At 50.4% G+C, this 16,637-nt stretch carries 17 protein-coding genes; all 17 read right to left on the bottom strand.

The genetic code is table 11. From position 1 onward, the window contains the following. Positions 1-24: 24 nt before the first annotated feature. Positions 25-393: a chemotaxis response regulator CheY gene (cheY, locus tag EQP46_RS07470; protein ID WP_129493051.1), complete on the bottom strand. Its 369-nt coding sequence runs from the start codon at positions 391-393 to the stop codon at positions 25-27. A gap of 49 nt (positions 394-442) precedes the next feature. After that, entirely contained in the window at positions 443-1,165 is a 723-nt protein-coding gene (locus EQP46_RS07465) for an RNA polymerase sigma factor FliA (RefSeq protein WP_129493050.1), read from the bottom strand. Beyond that, the gene (locus EQP46_RS07460; protein ID WP_017009379.1) at positions 1,158-2,045 is read right to left on the bottom strand and encodes a MinD/ParA family protein; all 888 of its coding nucleotides are present in this window, start codon (positions 2,043-2,045) and stop codon (positions 1,158-1,160) included. The genes EQP46_RS07465 and EQP46_RS07460 overlap by 8 nt, the downstream gene beginning before the upstream one ends. Then, positions 2,038-3,726 (bottom strand): flagellar biosynthesis GTPase FlhF, encoded by a 1,689-nt coding sequence (flhF, locus tag EQP46_RS07455; protein ID WP_129493049.1) that lies wholly within the window; start codon positions 3,724-3,726, stop codon positions 2,038-2,040. Before flhF ends, EQP46_RS07460 begins: the two co-directional genes overlap by 8 nt. A gap of 31 nt (positions 3,727-3,757) precedes the next feature. Next, positions 3,758-5,860 (bottom strand): flagellar biosynthesis protein FlhA, encoded by a 2,103-nt coding sequence (gene flhA / locus EQP46_RS07450; protein WP_129493048.1) that lies wholly within the window; start codon positions 5,858-5,860, stop codon positions 3,758-3,760. 112 nt (positions 5,861-5,972) lie between these two features. Further along, the gene (flhB, locus tag EQP46_RS07445; protein ID WP_129493047.1) at positions 5,973-7,106 is read right to left on the bottom strand and encodes a flagellar biosynthesis protein FlhB; all 1,134 of its coding nucleotides are present in this window, start codon (positions 7,104-7,106) and stop codon (positions 5,973-5,975) included. After that, a complete protein-coding gene (gene fliR, locus EQP46_RS07440; RefSeq protein ID WP_129493046.1) occupies positions 7,106-7,903 on the bottom strand; it encodes a flagellar biosynthetic protein FliR in 798 nt (265 codons plus the stop codon). Before fliR ends, flhB begins: the two co-directional genes overlap by 1 nt. A 13-nt stretch (positions 7,904-7,916) precedes the next feature. Next, the gene (gene fliQ, locus EQP46_RS07435; protein WP_129493045.1) at positions 7,917-8,186 is read right to left on the bottom strand and encodes a flagellar biosynthesis protein FliQ; all 270 of its coding nucleotides are present in this window, start codon (positions 8,184-8,186) and stop codon (positions 7,917-7,919) included. A 9-nt stretch (positions 8,187-8,195) separates the two neighbouring features. Next, positions 8,196-9,038: a flagellar type III secretion system pore protein FliP gene (gene fliP / locus EQP46_RS07430; RefSeq protein ID WP_129493401.1), complete on the bottom strand. Its 843-nt coding sequence runs from the start codon at positions 9,036-9,038 to the stop codon at positions 8,196-8,198. After that, a complete protein-coding gene (fliO, locus tag EQP46_RS07425) occupies positions 9,028-9,459 on the bottom strand; it encodes a flagellar biosynthetic protein FliO (protein ID WP_129493044.1) in 432 nt (143 codons plus the stop codon). Before fliO ends, fliP begins: the two co-directional genes overlap by 11 nt. 178 nt (positions 9,460-9,637) lie before the next feature. Then, positions 9,638-10,027, bottom strand: coding sequence for a flagellar motor switch protein FliN (gene fliN, locus EQP46_RS07420; protein ID WP_017009371.1), 390 nt, complete (start codon positions 10,025-10,027; stop codon positions 9,638-9,640). Between the two features lie 19 nt (positions 10,028-10,046). Then, positions 10,047-11,108, bottom strand: a complete 1,062-nt coding sequence (gene fliM, locus EQP46_RS07415; protein WP_129493043.1) for a flagellar motor switch protein FliM — start codon at positions 11,106-11,108, stop codon at positions 10,047-10,049. A 7-nt stretch (positions 11,109-11,115) separates the two neighbouring features. Further along, positions 11,116-11,619, bottom strand: coding sequence for a flagellar basal body-associated protein FliL (gene fliL, locus EQP46_RS07410; RefSeq protein WP_129493042.1), 504 nt, complete (start codon positions 11,617-11,619; stop codon positions 11,116-11,118). Positions 11,620-11,690: 71 nt separating this feature from the next. Next, entirely contained in the window at positions 11,691-13,637 is a 1,947-nt protein-coding gene (locus EQP46_RS07405; RefSeq protein WP_129493041.1) for a flagellar hook-length control protein FliK, read from the bottom strand. Positions 13,638-13,727: 90 nt separating this feature from the next. Beyond that, positions 13,728-14,177 carry a flagellar export protein FliJ gene (fliJ, locus tag EQP46_RS07400; RefSeq protein WP_129493040.1) on the bottom strand — a complete coding sequence of 150 codons (450 nt, stop codon included), beginning with the start codon at positions 14,175-14,177 and terminating at the stop codon, positions 13,728-13,730. Positions 14,178-14,184: 7 nt separating this feature from the next. Continuing rightward, positions 14,185-15,504, bottom strand: coding sequence for a flagellar protein export ATPase FliI (fliI, locus tag EQP46_RS07395; RefSeq protein ID WP_017009366.1), 1,320 nt, complete (start codon positions 15,502-15,504; stop codon positions 14,185-14,187). Then, the gene (gene fliH / locus EQP46_RS07390) at positions 15,488-16,579 is read right to left on the bottom strand and encodes a flagellar assembly protein FliH (protein ID WP_129493039.1); all 1,092 of its coding nucleotides are present in this window, start codon (positions 16,577-16,579) and stop codon (positions 15,488-15,490) included. Before fliH ends, fliI begins: the two co-directional genes overlap by 17 nt. Positions 16,580-16,637 lie beyond the last annotated feature (58 nt).

Genomic DNA, 16,637 nt, shown 5'->3' with positions numbered 1-16,637 from the left:
TCCTTCACTGCGCGAAGAAGCAGATCACATGCGCTCGAAAATCTTATCCAGCTTCTCTTTTAACGTTGCAGCGGTAAACGGCTTAACGATATAGCCATTTACACCCGCTTGAGCAGCTTCAACGATTTGCTCACGCTTGGCTTCCGCAGTGATCATCAATACAGGAAGATGTTTTAATTCATCATCTGCACGGATGTTCTTGAGCAAATCAATGCCCTGCATGCCAGGCATGTTCCAGTCAGTGACGACAAACTCGATTCCGCCTTTCTTGAGAATTGGCAGAGCTGTTAGGCCATCATCAGCTTCAACAGTGTTGTTGAAACCCAGATCACGAAGGAGGTTCTTAACGATACGGCGCATTGTTGAGAAGTCATCAACAATGAGGATTTTCATGTTTGTGTTCAAAGTTGCCTCCGGTGAGGTCCCTTATAATTGTTAAAACTTACTTTGACCAAGCGGATAGCTTAGTCCGTAACCGCTGCATTGCCTGATTTTGTATCTGGCAAACTCGGGATTCACTGACCCCGATAATGGCACCAATCTCTTTGAGGTTAAGTTCCTCATCGTAATAGAGAGAGAGCACCAAAGCCTCTCTTTCAGGAAGCTCGGTGATAGCTTTTGCCAAGTGAACCTTGAAGCTATCCTCCTCCACTTCCTGGAAGGGAAGATTTTCTTCTCGATGGCTTTCAATCACGAAAGCATCTTCTGAAACGCCTAGGTCATCCATCCCGATTAAACGCCCTGAATTGATGTCGTTTAATGCGTTGTGGTATTGCTCAAGGCTCATGCCTAGACGTTTTGCAATTTCTTTGTCGTTTGGATCGCGACCCAACTCACCTTCTAGGTGTGCAATGGCGTCACTGATCTGACGGTTGTTCTTGTGAACAGAACGCGGTACCCAGTCACCCTTTCGAATGTCATCAAGCATCGCGCCACGAATTCGGATACCTGCGTAGGTTTCGAAACTCGCCCCTTTGGAAGGGTCATAGTTTTGTTGCGCTTCTAACAAACCGATCATGCCGGCTTGAATTAGATCCTCGACCTGAACATTCGGGGGCAACCGTGAGATCAAGTGGTGAGCAATACGCTTAACAAGCGTAGAGTACTGCTCAATCACCGTCTCAGTGGATGCGCCTGTCCTGCTGTAGGTGAGCGCTCTATTCACTGAGGTAATCCCCCGCTGCCTCGTCTCTCACGAGCAGTCTTTCAACAAAAAATTCTAAATGACCACCTGGATTTCGTGGTACTGGCCAAGTCAGCGCCTTATTCGCTAGCGCATTCAATGCCAACGCCGCAGGTGAACTTGGGAACGCATCAACAACCACTTTTTGCTTCTTCACAGACTGTCGCACACGTTCATCTAATGGGACACATGCTACTAATTCTAGATTAGCATTTAAAAATCTTTCAGTTACTCGCGTTAATTTTGTAAATAAGTCTCTACCTTCACGATAACTGCGCACCATGTTGGCGACGACTTTAAAGCGTGTTACACCGTGTTCACGGCTCAATAATTTAATGAGCGCGTAAGCATCTGTGATGGATGTGGGTTCGTCACACACCACGATAACCACATCTTGCGCTGCACGGGAGAAGCTCAACACCATGTCAGAAATGCCGGCTGCGGTATCCACCAGCAACACATCCACTTCTTCATCCAAGGTACCAAATGCGCGGATAAGTCCTGCATGTTGAGCCGTGCTAAGTTCTGTCATGCCTCGCATTCCTGACGACGCAGGAATAATGCGCATACCGTGAGGACCTTCAACAATAATGTCTTTTAGGTCACACAGCCCCTGCATTACGTGGCTCAAATTCTTGCCCACTCGAAGGCCAAGCAATACGTCAACATTGGCAAGACCCAAATCGGCATCCAAGACCATGACTTTCTTGCCTTGTTTCGCCATGGAAGCAGCGATGCCCAACGTAATGTTTGTTTTACCAACGCCCCCCTTACCTCCGGTGACGGTAATCACTTTGGTGCGAGTCGGGTTGGTCAGGCGGCGGAGGCCGCTTGCTTGATCATGCATGGTTGTCTCAATCATAAAAGTCCGCCGCATTCGACTCTGGTACATCATGACTCCAGAAATGGTTTTGCTGCTCTGAATCCTGTGCCATTAATTCACTGGCTTTGTTGACCAAATACCTTCCGCTCGCCTGTCGGATGTCCTCTGGAACTCGCTGGCCGTCAGCCAAGTAAGTCACAGGCAGTGCGTTTTCAATGGTCACACTGAGTAATTCCCCAAGACTGAGGGATTCATCCAACTTAGTCAGTACGCATCCGGAGAGTGGAATGCGTCGGAAATGGTCAATCGTCTCTTGCAACACGCGACGTTGAGATGTCGCTGGTAACACGAGTAGGCTTCGGATATGTGAACCGCTGCTTTGAATGAGCGTGTCCAGCTGTTCGGATAACCTAAGATCCCGCTGCCCCATTCCTGCAGTGTCTAACAGAATCAGTCGTCGATGACGTAACTGATACAGTATATCGGCCAGTGCCTCGGCATCTTTAGCAACTTTTACTGGACAGCCCAAAATTCGGCCGTAGGTTGCTAATTGCTCGTGCGCACCGATACGAAATGTATCTGTTGTAACGAGGGCTATGTCTTCCGGACCAAAGTCCATTGCTGCTCTCGCTGCCAATTTTGCAATGGTGGTGGTTTTGCCTACGCCCGTTGGGCCTAACAACGCAATCACACCGCCTGTTTCTAGCAGGTTTTCGTCGGTCGTAATCACTTGATCTGCAACCAAATCAAGCAACTCCGTCCAGGCTTCGTTCGGGGGTGTATCCTCAGGGATATAGCCTGCTAATTGATCAGCAAGAACAGGGGACAGACCCATCTTCTCTAACCGTTTAATCAGCATCGCGCGAAGCGGTTCTTTACGTTCAACTTCTTGCCACATCAAACCTGATAATTGGTGTTCTAAAAGGCCGCGAATGGTGGCCATTTCTTTGCGCATGGCCTCCATTTCGTCAGTTTGACGTGGTGCATTTTTACGAGATTCAACGCGGGTTGCGTCGAGTCTATTTTCTTGGCGACCATTGCTACGCATGTCGCGGCGATCTGCCTCGTCACGTTTTTGACGATACAGACGGTCAAGTTCTTGCCCTTTGGCTTGTTGGTTACGCGCATGTTGGCTGGTGTTTTGGGACGAGCCATAGCCTTGCGAGGCGCCATAACCACTGCGACTTTGGCTACTTTGTGAAGATTGTTGTGGCGCGTTGCCGTAACCTTGTGAAGCATTTGCTTCGCGGCGGTTTGAAGAAGGTTGCCCTGCATACGCCGTTTCAGTTTGGCGTAGTCGCGCATCTTTTTGACGAGCCAATAATGCAGTGAGCGAATCCATTTCTTGGCCTGGTTCGTCATCAACTTGACTCTCAGGTAACTGAGACTGATAACGGTCGAGCAAGCTAGAGAACTTACTCCCAAGCGCACCACCCAAAGGTCTTCTCGCCGTTTCTTTGTTGATGTCACGGCGCACGTGCACTTTGTCTTCCACCAAGCGGCGTTGCTGGTGAACGCGATCCATGCTTTGCGCCATTTGTGTACGCGCCGCGTCTTGGCGCGTGTCGCGAGTTGGCGTTTCAGTGTCGACAGCCGCCACGATTTCGACGCCGCCAGTCACTTTCTTGTTTGACATGATGACTGCATCCGCACCCAAAGCTTCTTTCACTTCGGCTAGTGCAGTTCGCATGTCTTTGGCAAAAAATCGTTTAATCTTCAAAATCGTTGTCCTGATTTACTGATGCTTGGCATCAGTTGCCAACCGCTCTCACAATTCTTATCTGTTTTTCATCCGGCACTTCTTGGTAAGAGAGTACGCGAAGCGTCGGAATCGTGTTCTTCACAAATCGGGCTAGGGTTGAGCGTAATACACCTGACGTTAACAACACGGCAGGCTCACCCTGCAATTCTTGCTGTTGCGTCGCCTCTGACAGGCTTTGTTGCAAACGCTCTGCCAGTCCTGGCTCAATGCCAGTGGACTCTCCCCCTGATGCCTGCATAGTTTTATGCAATATCTGTTCCAACTCAGGAACCAAAGTGATAACGGGTAGTTCTGGCGCTATACCATTGATTTCTTGAACGATTAAACGCTTCAATGAAATTCGCACAGCGGCAGTTAAAATGTCGGGATCTTGACTCTTCGGCGCGTACTCAGAAAGTGTCTGTATGATAGTTCGTACATCGCGAATAGGAATGGCTTCATTCAGCAAGTTCTGCATCACTTTCACCACCACGCCCAGCGAAATAAGATCGGGGATCAAACCCTCAACCAAGCGAGGAGCTTGTTTCGACAGAAGCTCAACCAAGTTCTGCGCTTCTTCATGTCCCAGCAGACGCTCAGCGTTGTTGGTTAACATTTGACTAAGGTGCGTCGCCAATACAGTGGCGGAGTCCACCACGGTATACCCCAATGCTTGTGCATGTTCACGCTGCGACTTTTCAATCCACACCGCTTCCAAACCAAACGCAGGGTCAATCGTTGGCTCACCATCAATGGGGCCAAACACTTGCCCGGGGTTAATCGCCAATTCATTGTCAGGACGAATATCAGCTTCACCGACAGCGACGCCCATCAAGGTGATGCGGTAGCTGTTTGGCGGCAATTCAAGGTTGTCACGAATATGTACCGGCGGAATAAGGAAACCAAAGTCTTGCGAAAGCTTCTTACGCACCCCTTTCACGCGATCAAGCAGCTCGCCACCTTGGTCTCTGTCAACCATAGGGATTAAGCGATACCCCACTTCCAACCCAATCACATCAACAGGTTGAACATCATCCCAAGACAAATCTTTTGGTTTTGGTGCCACGATTTCTTGCTTCGGTTTCGCCAGTTCTGCCGCTTTGATTTTTTCTTGTGTCTTCACTTTCCAATAGGCAAAGCCGCCACAAATTAAGGCGAGTGCCAGAAACGGCACATGCGGCATGCCCGGCACAATACCCATCACGAACAAAATGCCCGTGGCAATAATTAACGCTTTAGGGTTATCGACCAGTTGGAACACCAACTGCTGACCCATGTCTTCGTCGGTGTTCTGGCGCGTTACCATGATTGCCGCACCAATCGACAACAGTAGCGATGGGATTTGAGCAACGAGGCCGTCACCAATGGTCAGCAAGGTGTAGATTTCAATCGCTTCAGAGAAGCTCACGTTGTGTTGAATCATACCGATGGAGAGACCACCGATGATATTGATGGCAAGAATCAAAATACCCGCGATGGCATCGCCCTTAACGAATTTTGACGCACCATCCATCGAACCGTAGAAATCCGCTTCTTTCGTCACTTCTTGACGACGCGTTCTTGCTTGGTCTTGGTTTATCAGGCCAGCATTCAAATCCGCATCGATGGCCATTTGTTTACCCGGTAAGGCATCCAAGGTGAAGCGCGCGCTTACTTCGGAAATTCGTCCCGCACCTTTGGTCACAACCATGAAGTTAATGATCATCAAGATCAGGAACACCACCAGACCTACCGCGTAGTTACCGCCGATAACCACAGAACCAAACGCGTCAATCACCTCACCTGCAGCGCCTGGGCCTTCATGACCATGCAATAGAACAACACGGGTAGATGCAACGTTCAGCGCCAAGCGTAAAAGTGTGGCTATAAGAAGAACGGTGGGAAACGCTGCAAAATCGAGGGGCCTACGGGTGTAGATGGTCACCAAAAGGACAACAAGCGACAAGGCGATGTTGAACGAGAAGAACATATCGAGCAAAAAAGCGGGAACAGGAAGAACAACCATGGCGAGCGCTGACAACACCAACACAGGTGCGCCAATCGCAGGCATAACGCCAACCTTGAAAGGGAGTTTATTTTGGACCTTGTCGTAGAACGGCAAAGAGAGCTTCATGGTTTGTCTGTCGTCTCGGGCTAAATCACTACACCCTATCTAGCAAAAAACGAACCATGTTTTTTTGTCTTTTTAATCAGTTTATTACGCAAACTGTACAGTTGTTGAACGATTAGCGACGTAATTCTGTCGGTATGGGCATTTGCTGCTCGACAAGAGGCTTAGGCTTACGCCCACGCCCTTTCTTGTATTGCTTCAACTGGAAAACATACGCAAGCAATTGTGCGATGGCAGCAAACAGGCCGTCGGGAATTTGTTGCTCAAGTTCAGTGCTATAGTAAACCGCACGTGCAAGAGGCGGCGCAGGGACAATCATGATGTCGTGCTCTGCGGCTATTTCTCGGATTTTTAACGCGAGGAAATCAGAGCCTTTGGCGACCACTACGGGGGCTTTGTCTATCTTGCTGTCATAGCGCAGCGCGACAGAATAGTGTTCCGGGTTGGTGATCACCACGTCGGCGGAAGGCACTTCAGACATCATACGTCGCTGCGCCATTTCACGCTGGAGCATACGAATACGGCCTTTTACTTCAGGCTTACCTTCGGTGTCTTTGTATTCGTCTTTGATTTCTTGCTTGGTCATTTTTAACTGATCATTGTGCTGCCAGATTTGGAATGGCACGTCGATCGCGACCACAACCAGCAGCGAACAACTGATCAAAAGCACGAAGTTCAAGAGAATATCGAGCGCGTGAAAAAGGTTTGCGGGGAAGGTTTCAATGTTGAGCTGGAAGAAGTCTTCTAAGCTCGCCCACATCAAGTAGAAAGCGACGCCAGACACCAGGGCGACTTTCAGAATCGACTTGATAAGCTCTACCATGCTCTGCTTACCGAACATGCGCTTAATACCCTGCAATGGGCTCATCTTCGATAACTTAGGGCGTGCAGCTTCCCACGAAAAGGATACGCCGCCTAAGGCCGCAGCCCCCACTAGCCCCGCGACAAATAGTGTCAGTAGGATCAGCATGAGTGGCAACACGAGATGGAAGATCGCGCCATAAATAATGTTGCCCAACGACGTGACGTCAAATATCTCTCCTCGCGTTAGCGTGAAGAACTTTCGCATCACCTCCAGCAAGGCTTCGCCAAGCCCACCCCCGAACCACATCAGCGCAACAGCACCAAGAACCAGTACTGCAACCGATGCCAATTCTCTTGAGCGCGGAACCTGACCTTTCTCCCGCGCCTGCTCCCGCCTTCGGGGTGTGGCGTCTTCTGTGCGTTCTTGACCGTCGTTCTCTGCCATTAGGCACCTCCGCCGTTAGCGCAGTCGAGACGAATCAAGTCACAGATGGTATTCAGACCCGTATCCCAGTGATTCAAGTAATGCGGCAAGATGCCACTGAGGATGTACCAGCAGATCAATAAACCCACCAGCAATGCAAAGGAGAAACCAAGCGAGAAAATGTTTAACTGAGGCGCGGCACGCGTCATGATACCGAAAGAAAGGTTAACCGTGAGCAGCGCAATAATCCCTGCCAACGACATACCAAGTCCCACGCTGAACATGATGCCGAACCAAGAAGCCATGGCCCGAAAATCCGCGGATTGCAGCGATTCGCCAATGGGGAGGCTTTTGAAACTCATCACCACCAGGTTCAGCATTTGTAAGTGCCCATCAGTCGCGAGAAAAATCATGGTAGCCACAAACATAAAGAGCTGACCAAGCAAAGGCGTGTTCTGACCATTGGCGGGGTCCACCATGGAGGCAAAACCCAAGCTCGATTGCATACCCAGAATCTGACCTAACAACACGAAGGTTTGAATGATGAACTGGGTGACGGTACCCATCGCCACGCCAATCAAAATCTGTTGTGCCAGCATGATGACGCCGCCAAGCGACACCAACTCCACCGTGTCGGGTACACGAGGAATGGACGGCATGACGGCAAACGTAATCGCAAGTGACAGGTATAAACGTACACGAACCGGCACGAAACGTGCGCCGAAAAACGTCATTGTCATCATCATTGACGAGATGCGGGTCAGCGGCCAGAAGAACTGGGCTAACCACTCGAGGATGATGCTGGCTGGGTATTCCATACGGTGAGGCTCGTCAGTACAGCAAATGCGGTATCTCTTCCATCAGGCGGAAGAAATACTCCATGAGCATACGGGTCATCCAATGCCCAAAGAGCATCAGCGCGAGCAAGGTGGCAATCAAACGGGGTAAGAAACTCAAGGTTTGTTCGTTGATAGAGGTCGCCGCTTGGAAAATAGCGACAATCAGACCCACCAGCAAACCGGGAATAATGATGGCGCATACCATGATAATGATCAGGTAGAGCGCATCTTGAAACAGTTCGACAAACGCTTCTGGTGCCATGACCGACTCCTACCCAAAACTGCCAGCAAGCGTCGACAAGATGAGGTTCCACCCATCCACCAACACGAACAACATGAGCTTAAACGGCAAGGATACAATCATGGGCGAGAGCATCATCATACCCATTGCCATCAGGACTGATGCCACCACCAAATCGATAATCAAAAACGGCAAAAACAACATGAAGCCGATTTGGAACGCGGTTTTGAGCTCTGACGTGATGAACGCGGGAATAAGCACTGACATCGGCACGGTTTCTGGATCAGTCGCATCCGAGCCCGACATGTTCACGAAGGTTTCGAGATCTTTCACACGCGTTTGTTTGAGCATGAACTCTCGCAGTGGCACCTGCACACGCTCAAAGGCTTCCTTCGAGGAAATCTCTTCGTTCATGTACGGCTGCACCGCAGACACATTCATGCGATCAATCACAGGCGACATGATGAAAAAGGTCAGGAACATCGAAATGCCGATGATGACTTGGTTTGACGGCGTTTGTTGCAAACCCATAGCCTGACGAAGAATCGACATGACCACGACGATACGGGTGAACGAAGTCATCAAGATAACAATGGCGGGCAAGAAACCCAGCGCTGTCATCAACGCGAGAATTTGCAGCGTGACCGAGTAATCTTCCGTGCCGTCAGGATTCACTGTCATGGTCAGCGCTGGAATGCCGCCTCCCCCATTTCTCGCTTGCATCATTGACGCTTCGCCCGCGTCGTTGATCAAGGTTTCGGTGATCGTTTCAGATGACGGCGTTGGCGCAGGCTCTGCCTCCGCGTAAGCAAACGGAGTGACAATAAAACAGCAAAGCGCCAGAAAAATGGCAGTGACGGATTTAAGACGCATCATTGTTCTTCAAAATGTTGTTGAGTTGAGATGAAAACGCGCTGTTGGCGTCAGACGTTTTAGGGCTGGCATTCGTGGATTTCGCATCGCTTTGAGCATCTCCCATCGGCGTATCAAGCGATTTCAGCAGTGTGATTTGCTGCGATGTCACCCCAATCAAGACTTGCTCGCCATTCACATCCAGCACCATGACACGCTCTCTTTGCCCTAGCGGAAGTTGGCTTATCACCTTCAAACCTGGCTTTGCGCCCATGAGCGCGGGCACTTTCATGCGCTTTAGCAACCACGCCAACGCAAAGATCAAACCAATGACTGCGAGCAACGCCGCCAGGGTCGTTGCCAGGCTCTCACTTGAAGTGGGCGCGGCGAATGCAGTTGGCGCGAACAATGCGCTTCCTATTGCCAGTCGTTTATTTGCCATTGTGACGTCCATTGAAAGTTGGATAAGAGTAAAATGCATGACGTAAAGAGGGGTTAAGCAAGATTCAGGCCTAAAAAAAGCGCCTCTAAATAGAGGCGCTTTTTGAGCCTTAGCGCATGGCTAAAAATGCACAAACAAACGTGTGTGGCAATGCGCTAATTATCAGGGAAACATCGAATTAACGCAGTTTCTTAATACGTTCAGTTTGGCTGATAACGTCCGTTAAGCGGATACCAAACTTGTCATTCACGACAACCACTTCGCCGTGCGCAATCAATGTGCCGTTAACCAACACATCCAGCGACTCACCCGCAAGGCGATCGAGCTCTACCACTGAACCTTGGTTCAATTGCAGCAAGTTACGAATGTTAATGTTAGTGCGACCGACTTCCATTGAAATGGTGACAGGAATATCGAGGATCGCATCGAGTTTACGCTGCTCATCAGCATTCATCGGCGGCGCTTCGTCCACCAACTCGTCTAAAGGCGCAGTTTGAACGTCATCACCACCTTCAACTTCTGCTTGTTCAGCAAGCGCTGCAGCCCAATCGTCTTCTACATCACTCATGATTATCTACCACACATCGTTATTTACTATCGCCACTGTTGCTATTGTCTTCCAATAGCTCCAATGCAGGAATGTCGTCATCCATCTGTACCACATCACTTTTTTGTACTTCTGGACGCTTTAGTTTTTCCGTTATTTTTATCGCAAGGTTGTCATTCGATTGCCCCATTTTACCGCGGAATGTTGGCAAATCTTCAACATACACAGTGCATGCATCAGGCATTTTCACTGGAATGACATCACCCACTTCCAATTCCATCATGTCGCGCAGAGACAGCGTGGTTTCAAGCAGCTTTGCGGTTAGCGCCACTTCCACGTCCATCACTTCGTCTTGCAAGGCTTTTGACCAACGAAGGTCAGTATCCATCTTGTCGCTTTGGATACCCGCATCAAGCAATTCACGAATTGGCTCAACCATCGAATACGGCATCACGATGTGGAAATCACCACCACCGCCATCGAGTTCGATGTGGAATGAACTCACGACGATCACTTCCGTCGGGCTCACAATGTTTGCCATGGCAGGGTTAACTTCAGAGTCTAAATACTCGAATTCCACCTTCATGACGGGTGCCCAAGCATCTTTGTAATCTTCAAAGATCAGCTTAAGCAGCATTTGAATAACGCGACGCTCAGTTGGCGTAAACTCACGACCTTCGATACGGGCGTGGAAACGGCCATCACCACCGAAGAAGTTCTCTACCAAAATAAAGACCAGTCGCGCTTCCATGGTAACCAGCCCCGTGCCTTTTAGCGGACGGAAGCGAACCATGTTCAAACTGGTGGGTACAAACAAGGTGTTTTGGTATTCACCAAATTTCACCATTTGTACGCCGTTGATAGACACTTCTGCGGTTTTACGCAGCATGTTAAACAAGCTGATACGCATATGACGTGCGAATCGCTCGTTAATCAGCTCCAGCGTGGGCATTCGCCCACGAACGATACGGTCTTGTGAAGAAAAATCGAAATTGGATGCGGAGGCGAGATCCCCACCACCCGATTCGGGCTCTTCCTCTTCTGTATCGTCGACACCATGGAGAAGCGCATCAATTTCGTCTTGACTGAGAAGATCGGTCACATTGCACCTATTGCATTACAAAGCCAGTAAACAACACCCGCTCAACCACAGTTTTGCCGGTGACTTTTTCCATCGCCGCCTGAACGGTATCGACGGCTTGCTTTCGGACTTCCAGTTGCCCTTGTGGCGTACGCAGTTGCTCAACGGTTGCAGCCCCGAACGTGGTCAGAAGGCTATGTTCAACCAATGGCAAATTCTGCTTCGCCATCACTTCATTACTATCACCACGCACCATCAACTGCACTTTTACCTGTACCAGTCGTTGTTGCATGTCACCCGTGACGTTAAACACAAACGGTTGCGGCAGCGTCACGTAAATCGCTTGGAGACTCACCGGATCGGGCTCTTCGATAACGATGTCTTCTTGCGAAGGCTCATCGCCACCAGACATGATGAAGAATGCAGCACCACCACCGCCACCTAACAGCAGCAAAGCCGCCACAATAATGATGATAAGTTTCTTTTTACCACCACCGCCGCCTTCGCCTGCTTCGATATCTTCATCTGCCATATTTCACCTCAGCCCTAAGTCAATCCATTGTGGGGTTTCATCCCCTAAACATGCGGAGCAAGAATGCTACATTAAGCATAATAGTCAACACGATCTTTTGACGCGTTAACATAAACATCGCGATTTATGCCATTGAGATCTGTGTCTTGTTCCAAATCATTCCGTCCAGAGCGATTACCACCTTGTTGACCGCTCTGTCCGCCTTGTTCATTACCTTGTGCTTGGTTGCCTGTGAAGGCTTGTCGTCCACCCGCATCTTGTTGTTGAACAGACGACTGCGCAAGCTGCAAACCTTGTTGCTGCAGCATTTCACGAAGGCGTGGCATAGATTGTTCAACCAGGTCTCTTGCCTGTGTGTTTGCCACGGTGAACTGCACGGTCGCTTGGTCTTGATTCATCGACAGCTTGATTTGCATGCGACCCATTTCTGGTGGGTCAAGACGAATATCTACGTGTTTGAGGTTCTTCGACAGCATCATGTTGACGCGTTCCGACAAGGCATTTGCCGCTTCGGCTTGGTTTTGGCTCATTTGCAGTGGGGTTTGTGCCACGGCATTGTCTAATTTGGCTGCCGTCGTCGTGCTTTGATTCCCCAAGCTCGACGCCAACTGCTGTGCGAGATGTTCAGCTTTCACCTCTTTGCCGGCTTTCCCCGTCTCACTCAATGTCTTGGCGGCGGTAGCATCAAGCAACGCAGCACTCGATGCCGATTGCGTCAGCGTTGGGTCGGCCTGCATGTTTGCAGGGGTCCATGGAATCGCAGCGAAAGCACTCAACGGCGTTGATGCCTGTGCTTGCGGGTTTACGGCAGCTTGGACGGCAGAGGCCGCTTGATTCATGGTGGCTTGGGGCGCGAGGCCGCGTGCTGCCATGTCATTAAGCGTGGCTTGAGCATCGCCCTCCGCCATGGTGGGGGCAACAATTTGTGCCGCCTGCTGCATTCGCATCATGGCTTCTTGCCCCGCTTTACCTTGCCATTCAGGGTTTGCCCCTGCTTTAGCAAGCATCTCAGGCGTTACTTCGCCATCCACCAGAGGAGCTTGAGGCTGCACAGCGTTCAGTGCGGCAACAGATGCCAGTGTTGGATTTAGTACGTCGTTATCTATGTCTGATGCATCTTGCGCCACAATACGTCGTGTCATCTTAGGGGCATCAGACAATAATTCTTCAGGCTTCACGCCACTGCGTTGAATGGCCACCGCCAAGGCGAGTGCATCTTCACTGACCGCTTCATCTGGTGAGGCAGGTTGTGCTTTTTTCAGCAGTGCGACCAGTTCCGCATCAGACAAGGTTTTTAATGTTTCAGGGGCAACGCCCAATTTTTCGGAGACGGCATCAACGTGCTGTTGTGCAAGCTTAACTTCTTCAGTCTCTACGTTTTGCATACCTTGATGACGGATTGCAGGCTCATCCGCTTTCAGTTCGTCGTCCTGCAGTAACGGCAATGCTTTGCCAGCAACAACAGGCGCATCATCATTCAGCAACGCCATTTTTTCGTCGCTGAGAGAAACAGACTGTTCAACCGGTTTTAACACCGCATTGGCTTCATTCAAGCGCTGTAACAGGGCTTCACCGTCTTGCTTGGCGAGATGCTGTCTTTCAGGTTGAAGGAATTCACCGTCAACGTGTTTTGCGGTTTGAGCCAGAAGCACATCTTGGCTTTCTGATTCGAGGCCTGTCGCCTTAGCGCCGTCTGACGCGAGGCTTTCACCTTCAAGCAGCGCGTCATCCACTAACTCACCGTCCAGTAACACTTCTTCGCCATCACCTGACGCTGCCACGCTCTCGAGTAGCGCATCAGAAATAGCCTCTTCACTCGCCATTGCATCTCCGGATACAAGGTTTTCCGCAGAGACTTCTGCGGTGCCTTCTCCGTCGCCAGAGACAAGTTGAGCAAGTTGTGCAAAGAAGCCTTCGCCATCAGCACTGGAGGTTTCAGGCGACAGTACGCCTTTGGTCTCGCCTATCAGCGCTTTCTTAGATGACACATCGGAAAGTAAGAAACTGGTTTGGTTCATAATGATCCCGCTTCGGATACTTTATCGGTTTTGCCAGTCATACTGCTGCTGGCGAATCGTTAAAAAGTTTGAAGCAATTATCAGGCCAAGCTAGTAGGAATTGCGTTGTTGTCGGGAAAAACTCAGTGTCGCAAACTCGTCCATCTGCTTTTGCTCTTGCCTTTCAGCCCGCATTTTTGCTTCTTTCTGGCGTTTTTCTATGAGCCATTCGAGTGAACGCGTTTTTTGTCGACATTGCTGCCAATGCTCTTGGCAACGTTCAACGTTGTCTTCAAAGTCGATTGCCGCCTGGCGTTGTTTTGCCAACGTTTCATCGAGTTGAACGATAAATCGGTTGAGGTGACCATAGCTGCTGGCGCTCAGCCCTTCTTTGCCGCGCTCCGACATTTGGCGGAAATAATCCAAACGGTAGCGTTCAATCTGTTCAAGCTGAACGTAGTAGCCTTGTAACTCTTGTTGCGCTGACACCAAGGCAAGTTGGGCTTTATGCTCAAGGCCTTTCGCTTGCTCGAGTAACAGGGACATGGCGTTATCAGACATACGTTAGTTACCCCTGCAGCGTTGAACGCAACATGTTGACGCACATGTCGTAAGGCACCACATCTTTCATACCTTGTTGAAGGTAACCGTCAAGGCGTGGCTTTAACGTGAACGCTTGGTCGATCCCCTGATCGGTGCCCGGCTTATACGCGCCAATAGACACAAGATCCTGATTTTTCCTACAAACGGACAAAATTTGCCGCACCGCGCGAGACATCAACATGTGCTCGTCGTTCACGATATTTGGCATCACACGGCTCACCGAGCGCTCCACATCAATCGCGGGATAATGCCCTGCATCGGCCATTTCACGAGAGAGGACAATGTGACCATCCAAGATCGCACGTGCGGCATCCGCGATGGGGTCTTGAAGGTCATCACCTTCCGTCAATACGGTAAAGAACGCGGTGATCGAACCTTGTCCGTCACTGCCGTTACCCGCTCGTTCAACCAACGCCGGTAGCTTGGCAAATACCGAGGGCGGATAACCTTTGGTCGCTGGCGGTTCACCCACTGACAACGCTATCTCACGCTGCGCTTGGGCAAAGCGCGTCAGTGAATCCATCAGTAACAAAACGTCTAAGCCTTGGTCGCGGAAGTACTCTGCGATGGTGAGAGCGGTTTGGCAGCCTTTCAAACGCATCAAAGGGGAGGCATCAGCCGGTGCTGCGATCACGACAGAACGCTCACGCCCCTCTTTGCCGAGGATTTCATCAATGAATTCTTTAACTTCGCGTCCACGTTCACCAATCAAGCCAACGACAACCACTTGCGCCGTCGTGCCTCGGGTCATCATGCCCAAGGTGACCGATTTACCAACACCGGAACCCGCGAACAAGCCAATACGCTGGCCTTTGCCCACGGTCAGCAAGCCATTAATGGCTTTAATGCCCACATCAAGGGGCGTATCAATGGGTTTTCTTGCGAGCGGGTTGATGGTTGCAGGCACAAAAGGCGCGGTTTGACCCGTGAAAATATCGCCCAAGCCATCAAGAGGATTACCAACGCCGTCAATCACTCGGCCCAATAATTCAAGGCCGACAGGAATGCCTTGCTCTTCTGAGATTGGCGTGACACGCGCACCAGGCAAAACACCCGAGATTTGCTCACTTGGCATGAGATAAAGCGTGTCACCGGAGAAGCCGACCACTTCCGCTTCAATGCTGCCATGCAATGTTTCCACACTGCACAAACTGCCAATCGACGCGCGGCAACCAATGGCTTCGAGGGTTAACCCCACCACACGCACAAGCTTGCCTGATGCAACCGGACGTGTAGCAAGGTTTTCAAATTTGAGGGTATTTAGGCGTTCAGACAAGCTGACCATCTTCGTCTCCCGCATCGTCTACAGGCGATGGATCAGGTTCGCTGGTCGAATGCATATCTTGAGGTTCAGTGTCTTCGCTTGTTTCAGCGACTGTCTGCTCAGCCATGTTTACGGCGTCCGTATCGCTGTCGCTTTCCGTCTGATCGACGTGTGCATCGTCTGTTTGCACATCACCAGCTGCTAGCTCTGGTTCAGGCTTGCTTTCTTCTGCAGGAATGTCGCTGATATCCACATTGCGAAGCACATCTGCGCCCACGCCATCTTCTGGCTGTTCAGGCTCGCTCGTAAGATTTTGACCGACAAAGCGCGTCAGCAATTGTTTGATGCGATCTTCCATGCGGTAGTCGACCACAGAGTCGCCGCACGCAACTTGAATATCACCGCGGTTAAGCGATGGTTCAGAGAACAGTTTCCACTGACGGTCTTGCAGAGATTCCGCATTATGCGCTTCCATCACCACATCCATGTCTTCAGGATGCAGGTAGATGGCAATCTGTCGTCCCGCCATTGGCAAGGCCGACACCGCTTCACGCAAGGTGTTGAGAATCACTTGAGAATTGGTCGACACCTCGGTTTGAATGACCGCTTTCGTCAACTGAATCACCATCTCCATGATTTGTTGATGCACCTGATGGTCCACTTGCGTCAAAGGAAAGGCGAGTTTTTCGACAATAGCGTCAAGATGCTGACAGCGGTTTTCAATCAGTTGCTGACCTTCGGTTAAGCCTTCTTGAAAGCCTTCTTCTTTGCCAGCATCAAACCCTGCGGTTTTACCTTCTTCAAACCCCGCGTCACGGCCTTCAGTGAACCCTGCTTCTCGCCCTTCTTCCATGCCTTCTTCATAGGCAGAGTGGCGGATTTGCTCTAACGCATCGGGCGTAAGCATTTTGAAATCGATTTCGGGCTCTTCTGGCTCCTCCTCGATATCAGACGGTTCCCAGCTTGGGTCGTAATTAAGCGCGGTCTCTTTCGGCAAGGCCGAGTTGGGATCGTAATTCGGAATGGACCAGCGCTCTAAAACGCCTTCTTCCTGTTCCGTTGATCGGATGTAACCACGACGGCGATCTAAGCTCATGCAGCAACCTTACGCGATAGCGCAGACATCATGCTTTCTGAGGGCAAAACGGACATTT

The organism is Enterovibrio baiacu, from assembly GCF_004120195.1.
In the GTDB taxonomy this organism is placed as follows: Bacteria; Pseudomonadota; Gammaproteobacteria; order Enterobacterales; family Vibrionaceae; genus Enterovibrio; species Enterovibrio baiacui.
This window is presented reverse-complemented; position numbering and strand designations above follow the sequence as displayed.